This is a genomic window from Olleya sp. NP1-10 (genome assembly GCF_055804415.1).
Genome location: NZ_CM147840.1, coordinates 2,433,892 through 2,450,128 on the forward strand (window position 1 = coordinate 2,433,892; position 16,237 = coordinate 2,450,128).

The window sequence follows — 16,237 nt, forward strand, 5'->3', positions numbered from 1 at the left end:
ACTAAGTTAAAAACTAAAAATTAAATGAAAATAGGTATTGTTTGTTATCCAACATTTGGCGGAAGTGGAGTAGTAGCTACCGAATTGGGTTTAGAATTATCTAAACGTGGGCACGAAATTCACTTTATAACCTATAATCAGCCAGTAAGACTAGAGTTATTGGGTAATAATGTTCATTTTCATGAAGTTAGTGTTCCTGAATATCCTTTATTTCATTATCAACCTTATGAGCTTGCTTTATCTAGTAAGTTAGTAGATATGGTAAAGCTTCATCAAATTGAAGTATTACACGTACACTATGCTATACCACATGCTTATGCAGCTTATATGGCTCAAAAAATGTTAAGAGAAGATAATATTTATGTGCCTATAGTAACGACGTTACATGGTACAGATATTACTTTAGTTGGTAGCCATCCGTTTTATAAGCCTGCAGTTACGTTTAGTATTAATAAATCTGATGCTGTGACAGCAGTGTCACAAAGTTTAAAAGATGATACGTTACGCTTATTTGATATTAAAAATGAAATTAATGTTGTTACAAATTTCATAGATATCAGTAAATTTAATAATAATTATACAGATTGTCAGAGAGCTATGATGGCAACAGATGACGAAAAAATTATTACACATATTAGTAACATGCGTGAAGTTAAACGTATACCTGATGTAATTAATATATTTAATGCTATTCAAAAAGAAATTCCTGCAAAACTAATGATGGTAGGTGAAGGTCCAGAACGTGAACCAGCTGAGCGTTTATGTGAAACTTTAGGAATAAGCGATAAAGTTGTGTTTTTTGGTAATAGTAACGAGATAGACCGAATTTTATGCTTTTCAGATTTGTTTTTATTACCTAGTAAAACCGAAAGTTTTGGTCTGTCAGCTTTAGAGGCTATGGCATCAGGAGTACCTGTAATATCTAGTAACACAGGAGGAATTCCTGAGGTAAATAAAGACGGTTTTTCAGGATACTTAAGTCCTGTTGGTGATGTTGAAAATATGAGTAAAAATGCAATTGATATTTTAAAAGATGAAACTATTTTGAATCAATTTAAAATAAATGCCAAACAACAAGCAAAACATTTTGATATACATCAAATAGTACCTCAATACGAAGCCATTTATCAAGAGACTTTAAATAAATGTAAGATTTTAAATTAAATAAAAAAGCCACCTGTATAAGGTGGCTTTTTTATTATTTATAATATAATTAGAATCTGTATCTAACGCCTAATGCGATATCAAAATCTAAATCATCACTGTAGTCACCAAAACCTAATTCTGGTCTAAAATCTAGTGATAATTGTAGAGGGAAGTCAAAATTATATTCAATTCCTATATCACCTGCAGCAAAAATAAATGTTTCATCGTCAATAGCACTGTTATCAAAACTATAAGATCCAACACCACCACCAACACCAGCGTACCAATTAAAATCACCATCTAAAACCCAAACCCACTGGTATAAACCTGCTAATTTAAATCCATCAAAAGCATCTCCAGAACGCCATCCTAAATCTACTTCTAACCTATTATTATCACCTAATGCACGTTGGTATGATATTTCAGCACCAAAACCATCACTATCACCTAAACGCAAACCAATAGCATTATCGCTAATATCTTGTGCGTAACTAAAAGTTGCAAAACCCAAAAGAGCTAATGCAAATAAAAAATATTGTTTCATAAAAAGTTAATTTAATTAATTAATGTAAATACGTTTTAAATCGGTTTATAGATTATGTAAAACAAATATATTGTTAATACAATTTACTTTTTCTTAATTAAACTTTAAATTTTAAACAAAAGAAAGACTGATAAACAAACGCTTATCAGTCTTTGCTAAACTAAAACTAACCAACTATAAATTTCTCTTTTTCTATTTTTACATATCCCTAAGCAGTAGTGTTGTCAACAATAAGTTTAATAAATCTTATGTTTTTGGTGTCAATACGTGCTTATGATTATTTAAATTAATAATTACATCTACAAAGATATTTTTCTTAATAGCTTTAGTATTTTTGTTAAATAACATAATGACTCTTATCGTTAAAACGATTGATTTTTACGTTTAAATACTGTTTTCTTAACTTAATTTTATTTTTTTACTACTATGGATTTAAAAAGCTTAAAAGACAGCTTGTTAGGGGATTTGTTTTATGATGATTTAACCAAATCTATTTATGCAACGGACGCCTCTGTTTATAGAATGGTTCCGCTTGCTGTGGCTTATCCAAAAAATAATAGCGATTTAAAACTGTTAATTCAGTTTGCAACACAACACAATACATCATTAATCCCAAGAACAGCAGGAACTTCTTTAGCAGGTCAATGTGTAGGAGAAGGTATTATTGTTGATGTTTCTAAATATTTTAATTCTATAATATCTTTTGATCAGGTTAATAAAACGGTTACTGTTCAACCAGGTGTTGTTCGTGATCAATTAAATAACTATTTAAAGCCCTTTGGACTTTTTTTGGACCAAATACATCGACTTCTAATAGGTGTATGATAGGAGGTATGGTTGGTAATAATTCATCCGGAACAACATCTATTAAGTATGGAGTAACACGTGACAAGGTTGTAGCATTAAACACAATTTTAAGTGATGGTAGTGAGGTTGTTTTTAAAGCATTGTCTACTAAAGCCTTTAATAATAAACTAAAGTTAGAAACCTTAGAAGGTCAGATTTATAATCAAATTAATAACAAGGTATTTACTAATGACGCTAAAGCTGAAATTAATAAACATTATCCTAAACAAGAAATACATAGAAGAAACACTGGTTATGCAGTTGATCAGTTAGTAAATAATGAAACTATTAATTTATGTGATGTATTAACAGGAAGCGAAGGGACTTTAGCATTTACAACTCAAGTAACCTTAAAATTAGATCAGTTACCAGATGAAAACAGAATTATGGTAGCGATGCACTTTACAACTATTGAAGCCTGTTTACTAGCTGTAAATCCAGCAATGGAGCATGATTTATATACTTGTGAAATGATGGATAAAACCATCTTAGACCTTACAAAGCACAATAAAACCCAACAAGAAAATAGATTTTTTATTGAAGGTAATCCTGAAGCAATTTTAATGTGCGAGGTCAGAGCTAAAACCCTTGAAGAGGCTAAGCTTAAAGCCAATAATTTAATAGCTACAACAGAAAAACAAACTAAAAGTTACGCAAATCCTATTTTAATAAACAATCAAATAGATAAAGCAAATAATTTAAGAAGTGCAGGATTAGGTTTGTTAGGTAATATGATAGGAGATAAAAAAGCAGTGGCTTGTATTGAAGATACAGCTGTTGCTTTACCAGATTTAGCCAATTATATACAGGAGTTTACTATTTTAATGAAAGGTTATAATCAAAATGCAGTGTACTATGCTCATGCAGGAGCTGGCGAGTTGCATTTACGTCCAATCTTAGATTTAAAACAACAAGAGGATGTTAAGTTATTTAGACAAATAACAACTGATGTCGCACATTTAGTTAAAAAATATAATGGTTCTTTTAGTGGAGAACATGGAGATGGTATTGTAAGAGGTGAATTTGTTAAACTCATGATTGGAGATAAAAACTACCAATTATTAAAACAAATAAAATCAACTTTTGATCCGAATAACATCTTTAATCCGGGAAAAATTGTCGAGGCATATCCAATGGATAAGAATCTAAGATATGAAATAAATAGGATCGAACCTGACATTGAAACTATTCTAGATTTTTCTAAATCGGAAGGAATTTTACGTGAAACCGAAAAATGTAATGGTTCTGGAGATTGTAGAAAATTACCAGAGTTTGGAGGAACAATGTGTCCAAGTTATCGAGCTACAAAAAACGAAAAAGATACTACTAGAGCTAGAGCAAATGCACTACGAGAATTCCTTACTAATTCTGATAAAAATAACAGATTTAATCATACTGAATTAAAACAAGTTTTTGACTTATGTTTAAGTTGTAAAGCTTGTGCAAGCGAGTGCCCAAGTAGTGTTGATGTAGCAACTTTAAAAGCTGAGTTTTTATACCAATATCAAAAAGAAAATGGTGTATCAATTAGGACTAAAATGTTTGCTTATAATGATTTGTTAAACCAATTTGGAAGACGTTTTAGAGGACTTACAAATTTTACGTTTTCTAATCCTGTAACGTCTTTTATTATTAAAAAAAGTTTAGGTATCTCTAATAAAAGGAGTTTGCCTTTATTGTCAAGTAAGACTTTAAATGATTTTTATTTAAAAACTGAAAAACAGATAATTAGTAAGGTTGAAAGTAGTGTTGTTAAAACTGTTTATTTGTTTAATGATGAGTTTACTAATCAATTAGATTCTGATATTGGTAAAGATGCTATTCAATTATTACAACAATTAAATTACAAAGTCAAACTTGTTAAAAATGCTGAATCAGGACGTGCGTTTATGTCTAAAGGGTTGTTAGAGCAAGCTAAAAAAGTAGCCAACAATAATGTGAATTTATATAAAGGTTTTGTTTCAGAAAAAACACCGTTAATTGGTATTGAACCTTCTGCTATTTTGTCTTTTAGAGATGAATATCCAAAGTTAGTCGACGACAAAATTTCCGCGAAAGCGATTGCTAAAAACACGTTTTTAATAGAGGAATTTTTATCTAACGAAATTGCTATTGGTAACATAACATCAGAGCAATTTACAACCGAAGCCAAAGTGATAAAATTTCATGGTCATTGTCATCAAAAAGCACAATCAAATCAAATACATAGTTTTAAGGTTTTAAATCTTCCTAAAAATTATAAGGTAACTTTAATACCAAGTGGGTGTTGTGGTATGGCAGGAAGTTTTGGTTATGAAAAAGAACATTATGACGTCAGTATGGCTGTTGGTGAACAAACCCTATTTCCTGCTGTTAGAAAAGCTCCAAAAACCACTGTTATTAGTGCTAATGGAACGAGTTGTAGGCATCAAATAAAAGATGGAACACAACGTACCGCTTTGCATCCAGTTACTATTTTAAAACAAGCTTTGCTATAACTACTCTGTGATATTAAAATCTGTTAAGATTTGTGTATTTGTCGCAGATAAATTAGTTGGCAATGCACTAAGATCCATACCAGATTGTTCTAAAAGAGCAAGTATTGAAGCGTTCAAACTAAAAGATATATTGGCTTCCGCTTGTATTAAGCCAATGTCTTTTGCATAATGACTTACAACGCCTAAAACTTCTTGAGAGTTTACAATTGGAAGGGTTTGACTTATTCCAAATTGAGTTACAGTAATGCTTGCTGATAGGTTTAATGCTATTTTAGCAGAAGTTACTGTTGGATAGTCAACAGTATTTACAACGTAGCTTTCTAAGTTTTGTAATTGTTGACTACTTAACGTATAATTAATCGTTACTGGATAACCTTCAATATCTTGAGTAAATGTACCTGATTGTGAAGACAATTCGGTTTCGTTTTCAGCTGAAGTATTATAAAGTAAAGCATTGTCTATTTCTATTTCAAAATCAAATCCTTCAATTGGTAATTGTATGCTACCATTGGATGTTAAAGTCGTTTCGGTAAGAGATAATTCTCCTGAAGTTAAAATACCACTCATGATTCCGTTAGCTAAACCACCTTCATTAACGGTCAAGTTAAAACCAGTATTGGTTTCATTTTCTACTATTAAAAGGTCTGTACTAATTGTAGTTTCGTTAGTGTCATTATTTAGGTCTGTAACCTGGTAGGTCCAACTGTTATCTAGGTTTAAAGGGAAGAAATTTCCTGTAAAAGTGACTTGATTATCATCAGTATTATCCGAGTCATCATCAGAACAGTTAAAAATTATTAAACTTAAAAATAGGAGAGCGGTTAATTTTTTAAAATTCATTTATGCATTTTTTATAAAATTACATAAATATAGTTAAATCAAATATTATCAAATACTTATTTGATTTTTTTTAAGGGTTTCATAATGGTAATAGCAGCAATTAACTCTTGTTCGGACATTTCTTTTAAATCTTCATCTGCAAAAAAAGCCGATAATTTGTCGTCACTATATTTATACAATTTCCAACGTTTAAATTGATACTCTAATGCCGTAAAATTTTCTACCCAATCTCCAGAATTAAGATATGTTGTTTTACCTTTTCTGGTTTCTATAATTTCATTTTTTGGTTGGTGGATATGTCCGCAAACCACGTAATCATAACCATTTTCAATAGCTATATCGGTTGCAGTAGTTTCAAAATTGCTAATATATTTTACAGCACCTTTGACACTGTTTTTTATTTTTTTGGATAATGAATAACGTTCTTTTCCTAAGGTTACTAATATCCAATTTATAAATCTATTAATTAAAATTAAAAGGTCATAACCATAACCACCTAGTTTGGCTAACCATTTTGCGTTTTGGATGGAGGCGTCAAATACATCACCATGAAAAAACCATGCTTTTTTTCCGTCTAATTCTAAAACCAATTTGTTTACAATAGAAATATTTCCGATTTCAGAGTCGGTAAATTTTCTAAGCATTTCATCATGGTTACCAGTAATGTAAGTTACTTTTGTGCCTTTAGCAGCTAAAGACACAATTTTTTTAATAACTTGCATATGTGATTTAGGAAAGTAGCGCTTGCTGAACTGCCAAATGTCTATAATATCTCCATTTAGGATCAAATGTTTGGGATCAACACTGCTAAGATAAGTCAATAACTGTTTGGCATGACAACCATAAGTGCCTAAATGCACGTCTGATATAACAACAATTTCAACTTTTCTTTTTAATTTCAAGGGATTCGTATGTTTTCAATAGATTATATGCAAATATTAGTTTCTATTGTTAATCAAACATTAATGGATAATTATCTAATTATAAGTTAATTGTTAAGTTATCATTATCAATTTTTTTAAGATGAAATTATTAACGTTTTGTTTGACTGTTATTTATGACTATTTTAGCGTAAATTAATTTATTTATGGCAGGTAATAGCTTCGGAAACTTATTTAAACTAACCACTTTTGGAGAGTCACATGGCGTTGCAATTGGTGGGATTATTGATGGATGTCCTCCAGGAATCGAATTAGATTTACATGCCATACAAGCAGAAATGGATAGACGTAAACCTGGTCAATCTGCTATTGTTACACAACGTAAAGAGCCAGATGAAGTTAAGTTTTTGTCAGGTATTTTTGAAGGCGTTACAACAGGTACACCAATTGGTTTTGTTATAGAAAATGCCAACCAAAAGTCTAAAGATTATTCGCATATAAAAGATAGTTACAGACCAAGTCATGCAGATTATGTGTATGATAAAAAATACGGTTTTAGAGATTATCGTGGTGGTGGACGTAGTTCTGCACGTGAAACAGCCAGTCGTGTTGTTGCAGGAGCTATTGCAAAACAAATGCTTAACAATGTAAAGATTAATGCATTTACATCCTCTGTTGGAGATATATTTATAGATAAGCCATACCAAGATTTAGATTTTTCTAATACCGAAAGTAATGCTGTACGTTGTCCAGATTCAGCTACAGCTGAAAAAATGATAGATCGTATTAAACAAATCCGTAAAGAAGGAGATACTATTGGTGGAACAGTAACTTGCGTTTTACAAAATGTACCTATTGGATTAGGAGAACCTGTTTTTGATAAATTACATGCCGAATTAGGTAAGGCCATGCTCTCTATTAATGCTGTAAAAGGTTTTGAGTATGGAAGCGGATTTTGTGGTGCTAAAATGAAAGGTAGTGATCACAACGATCAATTTAATATTGATGGGACGACTAAAACTAATTTGTCAGGAGGAATTCAAGGAGGTATTAGTAACGGAATGGATATCTATTTTAGAGTAGCTTTTAAACCTGTAGCGACGTTAATACAAAAATATGAAACCATTAACAAAGAGGGCAAAATTGTAGAAATGCAAGGTAAAGGTAGACATGATCCTTGCGTTGTACCAAGAGCTGTACCTATAGTTGAAGCTATGGCTGCATTGGTTTTAGCAGATTATTTTTTGATAAACAAGACCTATTAAACATACTCATAATAACTAAACTAACAAACACTTAAGATTTATATAAAGCATATGAAAAAACTTGCACTACACTGGAAAATAATTATAGGAATGATTTTAGGTATCATTTTTGGATTTTTAATGAATAGCGTAAGTGGAGGTAAAGGCTTTGTAACCGATTGGATTGCACCTTTTGGTAAAATATTTATCAATTTATTAAAATTGATAGCTGTACCATTAATTTTAGCGTCTTTAATTAAGGGGATTTCAGATTTAAAAGATATTTCTAAAATTAAATCTATGGGATTACGTACCATAGGTATTTATATTGGTACTACTGTAATTGCTATTATCATTGGTTTAAGTATTGTTAATATTATTAAACCAGGTGTAGGTATGCCTGAAGAAACCATTGAGAAAATTAAAACAACTTATCAAGGTAATGCAGATGTTATGATTGGTAAAGCAAAAGCCACTCAAGATGCAGGACCATTACAAGCTTTAGTAGATGTTTTTCCTAGTAATATTTTTAAATCTTTTGCTGAACCTGCAATGCTACAAGTTATCTTTTTTGCTTTGTTTGTTGGAATTTGTTTGTTGTTAATTTCTGAGAAAAAAGCAAAACCATTAATTGACTTTTTTGATTCTTTAAATGAAGTCGTAATGAAAATGGTAGATTTAATCATGCTTTTTGCACCTTATGCAGTATTTGCTTTAATGGCTAACGTTATTATAGCTTTTGACGATACGACCATTTTAGTCAAACTTTTAGGTTATGCAGCATGTGTTGTCGTTGGATTGTTTTTAATGATTTGTTTTTACATGCTACTAATTAAATTAGTGACCAAAAAATCACCATTATGGTTTTTAAACAGATTTAGTCCTGCGCAATTATTAGCGTTTTCTACTTCTAGTAGTGCTGCGACTTTGCCTGTAACAATGGAGCGTGTTGAAGAACATTTAGGTGTTGATAAAGAAGTTTCAGGATTTGTGTTACCTGTTGGTGCTACTGTAAACATGGATGGAACTAGTTTGTATCAAGGGATTGCAGCTGTTTTTATCATGCAAGTTATTTGGCCAGAAGGATTAACATTAACCAACCAATTAGTCATTGTTGGAACAGCTTTATTAGCCTCAATAGGTAGTGCAGCTGTGCCAAGTGCAGGAATGGTAATGTTAGTTATTGTATTGGAAGCTATTGGTTTTCCTGCCGAATTACTACCAATTGGACTAGCGCTTATTTTTGCAGTAGATAGACCTTTAGATATGTGTAGAACTGTTGTTAATGTAACTGGTGATGCTACTGTGTCTATGTTAGTCGCTAAATCTTTAGGAAAACTTCATGATAATCCTGTAGCAAAAGAGTGGGATGATAATTATGATAAAGTAAAATAGTCTAACAATGGAAGGATTTGGTAACATAGTATCTGTAAACTGGTTAAAAGCTAATTTAAATCATCCACAACTTATAATTTTGGATGCAACTATAGCCAAAGTTACAGAAGGGGAAAATACTACAACAGAATTACAAATACCAAATGCACGCTATTTTGATATAAAAAAGAACTTTAGTGATGTATCGTCACAATTTCCTAGTACGATCCCTTCAGAACAACAATTTCAGCAATCTGCCCAACATTTAGGCATACAACAAGATAGCTATATTGTGGTATATGATACAAAAGGTATTTATTCCAGTCCTCGTGCTTGGTGGTTATTTAAAACCTTTGGACATGAAAATGTAGCCGTTTTGGATGGTGGTTTTCCAGAGTGGAATGCTCAAAAATGTAAAACAGAAATTAAGGCTAAAGCCGAATATAACTCAGGTGATTTTAAAGCAAAATACAATCCGAGTAATGTCGTATATTTTGAATCTTTAGAAGCCATAGGTAAAGATGAAAATTTTAAAATTATTGATGTAAGATCTGCAGAAAGGTTCACTTCAAAAGTGCCAGAACCTAGAGAGGGATTAAGATCAGGACATATTCCAAATTCTATTAATTTACCTTACACCTCAATTTTAGACACAAGTCAATTTAAATCTAAAGATGATATCACAGCTATATTTACTACTTTAACTAAAGCTAATCAACATTTAGTATTTACTTGTGGATCTGGTATAACAGCATCTATATTAAGTTTAGTAGCAACTACATTAGGTTATACTAATAGTGTTTATGATGGCTCGTGGACAGAATACGGAACTTTAACAACAACAACTATGGATAATCCTAAATTATGGACTAAAGACCAATTGCTAGCTTATATTTTAATATTTATAGCGCATTCTGATTTAGACGAAAGTAAAAAGGAAAAAGAATATATTTTATCAAGAGTTGATGCTGCTGTTTATAAAAATGTACACGAAAAATTTGAACAAGATAACGACTATCAAAGTATTCAAAATATAATTGAAGCTGTGCAATCTCATGATTATTATCGTAATGATTTAGCCGATTTATTTGCAGACATAAAACTTTTGGCATTTGCTGATGGAGATATGGATCAAATGGAACACATGGCCTATAATTTACTTAAAAAAGTATTAAAGTAAATTAAGTTTTAATCCATAAACTTAGCTTTTAACTCAGGAGTAGGTATCATACAAGACTCTTTTTTACCATACCATTTATACCTGTTTTTAGCTACAAAATCATAGACTAGATTTCTTATAAAAGTAGGGACTATAAAAAATATAGTCATTAAATTATTAGGAAATCCTAAGCGTTTAGCTATGTGTAAAGCTGCTGTAGACTTGATTTTTAGTCCTTTAGATTCATTGTATAATAAAATAGAATCTGTCACAGTAGTGTCCAAATTATATTTATTAATAATCTGTTTACCAATGGTACTTTGCAAAGGTGCAAATAGAAAATTATCATACTTGTCTCGCTTAATAACGTAAAGCACTGAGCTGTTGCATAAATTGCAAACACCATCAAAAAGAATTAAAGATTTGTCATTTGGTAATTTTTGCATATCACAAAAATAAATTAATATATTTACATAAATCAATTTTATGAAAACTTTACAACAATGGTTTGACAGCTACGCAGTCAGTCACCAAAACCCAACTAATATTTCAATTCATTTTATTTGTGTTCCAGCTATATTTTTTAGTGTAGTAGGTTTGTTTATGGCTATACCTTCAGGTGTATTAAATTCGTTTTTACCACATCCAATGGTTGCAAATTGGGCTTTTGTTGTGTTAGTTTTAATATTAGCTTTGTTTTACTTTAGATTGTCTGTAAAAGTGGGTTTACAAATGTTATTGTTTTCTGCGTTTTGCTTAATTCTTAATTATTACATTGCTCAATATGTATCCATTTTATATTTCTCAATAGCTTTATTTGTTATTGCTTGGATAGGTCAATTTTATGGTCATAAAGTTGAAGGTCAAAAACCTAGTTTTATTGACGATTTGCAATTTTTATTAGTAGGACCTGCTTGGGTTATGTACAAGTTATTTGGTAAATAATTAGGTGTTAGTTAAAATATTTTAAGTTTACTTTTATACTTCTCGATACAATTAGCTCGTGCCTCACCAATCACTCGAAGTGACGGTTTGTTATTCTTTTTAAATTTTGAGTGTGTTGAGAACTTTTTAGGTAATATTTTCAATTGTATTTTGCTTCTCGATACAATTAGCTTGTGCCTCACCAATTACTCGAAGTGACGGGTTGTTATTCTTTTTAAATTTTGAGTGTGTTGAGAACTTTTTAGGTAATATTTTTAATTGTAATTTGAGTTTCTCGATACAATTAGCTCGTGCCTCACCAATCATTCGAAGTAACGGGTTGGTATTTTGAGAATTTAAAATGTTATTGATTACCTAGATTTACTTTTTGTTTTTAACCGCTTCAACTAACTCTAAAAGGTCTACATTAACATTAGTTGTAAACATGCCATAATTAACAATAGCTTTTCCTTTTTCAAACTTATCAATAGTTCCAACAGCACGTCCATCATTCATACGGACTCTATCTCCAACTTTTAAAATTGGTTTTGGTGCTGCAGGCTTGTCTTTAGCTTTTTGTTTGGCTTCTTTTTTCTTTTTTCTAATAACGTTCACCTTTTTCTCGGCTTCTTGTTGTACTTGCTTTTCTTTAGCTTTTTCTGCTTTAGCTTGTTTAGCGGATACTTTTTTACGCTTAGAGTTTTCTATCTGAACCAGTTTAAACAGTTCAGCCATTAACTCTCTTTTTTTCTTGTCGTTAAAATATTTTTCAGAGATATCATTCATTTTTTGACCTAAGTAGATCAAACGTTGATTGTTATCATACAGCTCTTGATAGTTTTCTAGTTTACGTTGTATTTTTGCGTTGATTTCTTCTAACTTATCTGCTTCGGTTTGTTTTTTCTTCTCATTAACTTTAAGCGATTCGCTAGTTTTTTCAAGCTTTGCACGTTGTTTTTGTAATTTAGCTATCGTGGCATCAAAACGTACTTTGCTACGTTCAATTTTCTTTTTAGAACGGTTTATTAAACTATACGGAATACCATTTTTTTGTGCAACTTCAAATGTAAAACTACTTCCGGCTTGACCTAATGCTAATTTGTACATTGGCTCCAAAGTACGCTCGTCAAACATCATATTAGCATTAATCATTTCCTCTTTTTCATTAGCCAACATTTTTAAATTAGCATAATGTGTGGTAATGATTCCGTAAGCTTTTCTAGCGTAAAACTCTTCTAAAAAAGTTTCTGCTAAAGCACCTCCTAATTCTGGGTCAGATCCTGTACCAAATTCATCTATTAAAAACAATGTGTTTTTATTTATCTTTTTCAAGAAATAATTCATCTGTTTTAACCTATAGCTATAGGTACTTAAATGATTTTCTATGGACTGGTTATCTCCAATGTCACTTACAATTCTATCAAATAAAAAGGCTTTACTACGCTCATGTACAGGAATTAATAGTCCGGATTGTAACATGACTTGTAATAAACCTACGGTTTTTAAAGTAATAGATTTTCCTCCTGCATTTGGACCAGAAATAACAATGATACGACTGTCCTCTTTTAGGTTAATGGTTTGTGGATGTGTTTTTTCTTTTTTCTCTAAATTGGTTAAATAGAGTAGTGGATGGTAGGCATCACGCAGATATAGCTCACGTTTTTCGCTAATTTCTGGTAAAATAGCGTTCATGGATTTTGCGTATTTCGCTTTCGCGGAGATCACATCAACTTCAGTTAAAAAAGTTTGGTATAAATTTAGTAATGGTAAATAGTGACGCATATAGTTGGTCACTTCTTTTAAAATACGAACCACTTCTTCGCTTTCTTCGTATTCTAAATTATTTAATTCTCTTGAGTGTTGTAGTGTGGTTTCAGGCTCTATATAGACGATGCTTCCAGTTTTACTTCCACCCATTATGGCACCTTTAACTTTACGTCTGTACATGGCTTTTACAGCCAATACACGTTTGTTATCTACTACAGACTCTCTGATATCATCTAAATATTCTAGATTGTGATATTGATTTAATGCCGAAGTAAAGCTAGAGTTTATCTTTCCTTTTAACCTATTTATTTGTTGTCTAATTTCTTTTAATAATGCAGAAGCGGTGTCTTTAACATCTCCAAATCGGTCTACAACACTATCAATTTTTTCAATGATATCTGTAGTCACTTCAATTTTAGAACTGTATTGGTATAAACCAGGATAGTAGGTTTCAAACTTTTTGAAAAACTTTACTAGCTCATTGGCTGTTAAGGATATCGAGACTAGTTTTTTTAAGCTGTGTGTTTCTAAATAGGTGTTTTCTATTTTTAGCAACTTAAGCTCTTTGCTAATTGTATCAAAACCATGGTTTGGTATTCGATTATCATTGTAGTAAGACGACAGATACTCGTTGGTTAATTGCAATGCATTTAACAACGTTTCTTGGTCTTTGTATGGTAAAATACTTAGTGTTTTTTGGTTACCTAATGTGGTAATGCAATACTCGCTTACTTGATGTAATACGGTTGAAAACTCTAAATCTTGTAATGTTTTTTCGTGAATGTTTATCATTTATAATAGTTTCCGTGACAACGGAATAACCTTAATTCTTTAAATTTATCTTTTTTAAGCACAACAAATTTACGGAATTGAATTGTTTATTTTAAATGAAAACAAAAGAGTTTAAAATTGTAAGATATTTACAGACTTTAGGGCAAATAATAAAGCTACGGTTATACCACCACTAATTAGTAATGCACCTTGCCAATAATAGGTTTTGGTAACCCAATTGGACCACAACTTTTTACTATAATCTTTTTTGTAGTCTTTACTTGTTAGTTTGTAAAATACAAAGGTGATTAAAACAAATAGTAAAAAGGCTAATATAACTGTCGCTTTCATAAGTATAGTTTTTATATTATTAGTGTTATTAATATACGATTTTTTTAGTGAATAATTAATGTGTATTAATACTCATTACCTCGTAAATCAATATAACCTATTTTACCGTTTACATCTGTAAATTTAGCAAGGTTATATTCAAAGTTTTCTAATTGTTTAAATTTGACCTCGGTAATACCATCGAAACCTAGTAAATCGCCTTTTTTTACTTTTATAGCAAATGGATTGTTTAAATCAATTGAGTCGTAATATCTTATCGAATCATTGTCTTTTATAGCTATAGTGTTTTCTAATTTTAAAATTAAGACCGTTGGAAAATAGAAATTTTCATCGTAGTTAATTTCTTTTTTAGTATTGGCAAAGTAAATTTGTTTGATATTAATTTTAGGAATGGTATCTACAATTGTTTTAGTAATACCTTCATTATAAACGGAATTATCCTTTGTAAACTCTACATAGTAATTGTTTTTATCTTCAGTAATTTGTCTTTTAAAATAGGCTACAGTACCACAAACTGTCATAAAGCCCTCTTCAGGTGTTTCAATTTGTTTTAAAGTATTATCATAATAAATTATGTTGTTGCTTTTATCTAAAGTCTGTAAGCTTTGGCTGAAACCTGCGTAATTTACATATTTTAAATCTTGTATAATTACGTTGTTATTAGGGTCTACAATGCTGTATGTTTTTTGAGTTGTATCTTGAAAAACTTGATAGTTATTTAAAGTTAAAACAAGTGTTTTATCTTGACAATAAGCAGTAATATTGCATAAAATTAGAATAAAGATTAATGATTTTTTCATTTTAGTAGATTAAATTTTTTGAGTAAAGTTATCTTTATTATTAGTTTTTATAGATTAAAATGAAATTTAATTAAAATAGCTAGATTCAATATTAGAGTTTTGTTTCCTATACCGTTAATTTTTTATTCAATGTTGTTTTCTTACTCTTAAACATTCACTTAATTGTAAATTTTCAGAATTAATAGATCTTTAAATTTAATTCTAAAGTTTATAGTAATAGTCACAAAATCAGTTTAAAAATACAATAATTTATGATTTTTAGGTTTGTTCAATTAATGGATGTTTTTTCATCAGAAAAAGACCATACAACAAACATGGTAACGCAAGTAAAGTAATAATTATAGCAGTTTCAAGAGTTGCTGGATTGCTTATTTTTTCTTTAATAGGTAAGCCTATAGTGTCTAAATCTGCAACAAAATCTATTATGGTATGTACTATAATTAATGGATATATTCTTTTTGTTATGATTAGTAAAACACCAAACATAACTCCAATAAAAGTAGCAAAACAAACTTGAGACATTTCGCCATAAAGCCCTTTGTCAAAATTAATAAGGTGAATAACTCCAAAAAATGTAGACGCTATAAAAACAGACATAATACTACTTTTTTTAGTCTGTCCTAAGTAACTTATTAAATGCGATTGTAAAAAGCCTCTAATACTTAACTCTTCAGAAAATCCAATAGAAATAGCATAGATTGTGTAAACAAATATGTTAGGATATATATTATCAATAGTTATACTATCCATCACAAATAGGTTAAGCATGACCAAAAAAACAAGCGGAAATAATAAAAGATACCACTTTTTTAATTTGGTACCTTTTAGTCCTGCAATTGTATAAAGTCTATTTTTATTAATAAAAAATAAAGACACTAATATTAATATTAGGTTTGCACTAATACTTAATATTGTATGTGTTTGGTAAGATTCAATTCCGTTGTTAATTAATTGGTAAGAAAAATACTCTCTTGTTAGTAAAATTAGTAGTAGTACAATTATAAATAAGGTAAGCTGCTTCCAGAATTGTCTTTTGTCCATGATTAACTTGTTTAAAATGTTTTATTTAATAGACGTAAATTCTGGTAAAAAAGTTGCCTGTTTTTTGTTTTA

General features: G+C 30.3%; 13 protein-coding genes and 1 pseudogene. 6 read left to right on the forward strand and 8 right to left on the reverse strand.

What is annotated here, in order from left to right:
* The first annotated feature begins 24 nt into the window (after positions 1-24).
* Positions 25-1,164: an N-acetyl-alpha-D-glucosaminyl L-malate synthase BshA gene (gene bshA / locus AC0L4B_RS11395; RefSeq protein WP_473437011.1), complete on the forward strand. Its 1,140-nt coding sequence runs from the start codon at positions 25-27 to the stop codon at positions 1,162-1,164.
* Between the two features lie 49 nt (positions 1,165-1,213).
* On the opposite strand, the gene AC0L4B_RS11400 is transcribed toward bshA, so the two are convergent.
* The gene (locus AC0L4B_RS11400) at positions 1,214-1,690 is read right to left on the reverse strand and encodes a hypothetical protein (RefSeq protein WP_473437012.1); all 477 of its coding nucleotides are present in this window, start codon (positions 1,688-1,690) and stop codon (positions 1,214-1,216) included.
* 426 nt (positions 1,691-2,116) lie between these two features.
* Here AC0L4B_RS11400 and AC0L4B_RS11405 point away from each other — a divergent pair.
* A pseudogene (locus AC0L4B_RS11405) lies at positions 2,117-5,013 on the forward strand (FAD-binding and (Fe-S)-binding domain-containing protein).
* Here AC0L4B_RS11405 and AC0L4B_RS11410 read toward each other — a convergent pair.
* Together AC0L4B_RS11410 and AC0L4B_RS11415 are read right to left on the reverse strand one after the other, a co-directional pair.
* Entirely contained in the window at positions 5,014-5,853 is an 840-nt protein-coding gene (locus AC0L4B_RS11410) for a hypothetical protein (RefSeq protein WP_473437013.1), read from the reverse strand.
* A gap of 56 nt (positions 5,854-5,909) precedes the next feature.
* Positions 5,910-6,755, reverse strand: coding sequence for a UDP-2,3-diacylglucosamine diphosphatase (locus AC0L4B_RS11415; RefSeq protein WP_473437014.1), 846 nt, complete (start codon positions 6,753-6,755; stop codon positions 5,910-5,912).
* Between the two features lie 185 nt (positions 6,756-6,940).
* Here AC0L4B_RS11415 and aroC point away from each other — a divergent pair, with 185 nt between their 5' ends.
* Genes aroC through AC0L4B_RS11430 form a run of 3 tightly spaced genes read left to right on the forward strand, consistent with a single transcriptional unit; the run spans position 6,941 to position 10,532 of the window.
* Positions 6,941-7,999, forward strand: coding sequence for a chorismate synthase (gene aroC, locus AC0L4B_RS11420; RefSeq protein WP_473437015.1), 1,059 nt, complete (start codon positions 6,941-6,943; stop codon positions 7,997-7,999).
* A 51-nt stretch (positions 8,000-8,050) separates the two neighbouring features.
* Entirely contained in the window at positions 8,051-9,373 is a 1,323-nt protein-coding gene (locus AC0L4B_RS11425; protein ID WP_473437016.1) for a dicarboxylate/amino acid:cation symporter, read from the forward strand.
* A 7-nt stretch (positions 9,374-9,380) separates the two neighbouring features.
* On the forward strand, positions 9,381-10,532 hold the full coding sequence (locus tag AC0L4B_RS11430; protein ID WP_473437017.1) for a sulfurtransferase: 1,152 nt from the start codon (positions 9,381-9,383) through the stop codon (positions 10,530-10,532).
* 8 nt (positions 10,533-10,540) lie between these two features.
* Here the strand turns inward: AC0L4B_RS11430 and AC0L4B_RS11435 are convergent, their stop codons facing one another.
* Positions 10,541-10,957 carry a thiol-disulfide oxidoreductase DCC family protein gene (locus AC0L4B_RS11435; protein ID WP_473437018.1) on the reverse strand — a complete coding sequence of 139 codons (417 nt, stop codon included), beginning with the start codon at positions 10,955-10,957 and terminating at the stop codon, positions 10,541-10,543.
* Between the two features lie 40 nt (positions 10,958-10,997).
* On the opposite strand from AC0L4B_RS11435, the gene AC0L4B_RS11440 reads away from it, so the two are divergent.
* On the forward strand, positions 10,998-11,456 hold the full coding sequence (locus AC0L4B_RS11440; RefSeq protein ID WP_473437019.1) for an Mpo1 family 2-hydroxy fatty acid dioxygenase: 459 nt from the start codon (positions 10,998-11,000) through the stop codon (positions 11,454-11,456).
* Between the two features lie 360 nt (positions 11,457-11,816).
* On the opposite strand, the gene AC0L4B_RS11445 is transcribed toward AC0L4B_RS11440, so the two are convergent.
* From AC0L4B_RS11445 to AC0L4B_RS11460, 4 genes are all read right to left on the reverse strand, one after another.
* Positions 11,817-13,994: an endonuclease MutS2 gene (locus AC0L4B_RS11445; RefSeq protein WP_473437020.1), complete on the reverse strand. Its 2,178-nt coding sequence runs from the start codon at positions 13,992-13,994 to the stop codon at positions 11,817-11,819.
* 111 nt (positions 13,995-14,105) lie between these two features.
* Positions 14,106-14,324, reverse strand: coding sequence for a hypothetical protein (locus AC0L4B_RS11450; protein WP_473437021.1), 219 nt, complete (start codon positions 14,322-14,324; stop codon positions 14,106-14,108).
* 65 nt (positions 14,325-14,389) lie between these two features.
* A complete protein-coding gene (locus tag AC0L4B_RS11455; protein ID WP_473437022.1) occupies positions 14,390-15,124 on the reverse strand; it encodes a hypothetical protein in 735 nt (244 codons plus the stop codon).
* A 258-nt stretch (positions 15,125-15,382) separates the two neighbouring features.
* Positions 15,383-16,165 carry a CPBP family intramembrane glutamic endopeptidase gene (locus AC0L4B_RS11460; RefSeq protein ID WP_473437023.1) on the reverse strand — a complete coding sequence of 261 codons (783 nt, stop codon included), beginning with the start codon at positions 16,163-16,165 and terminating at the stop codon, positions 15,383-15,385.
* Between the last annotated feature and the right edge of the window lie 72 nt (positions 16,166-16,237).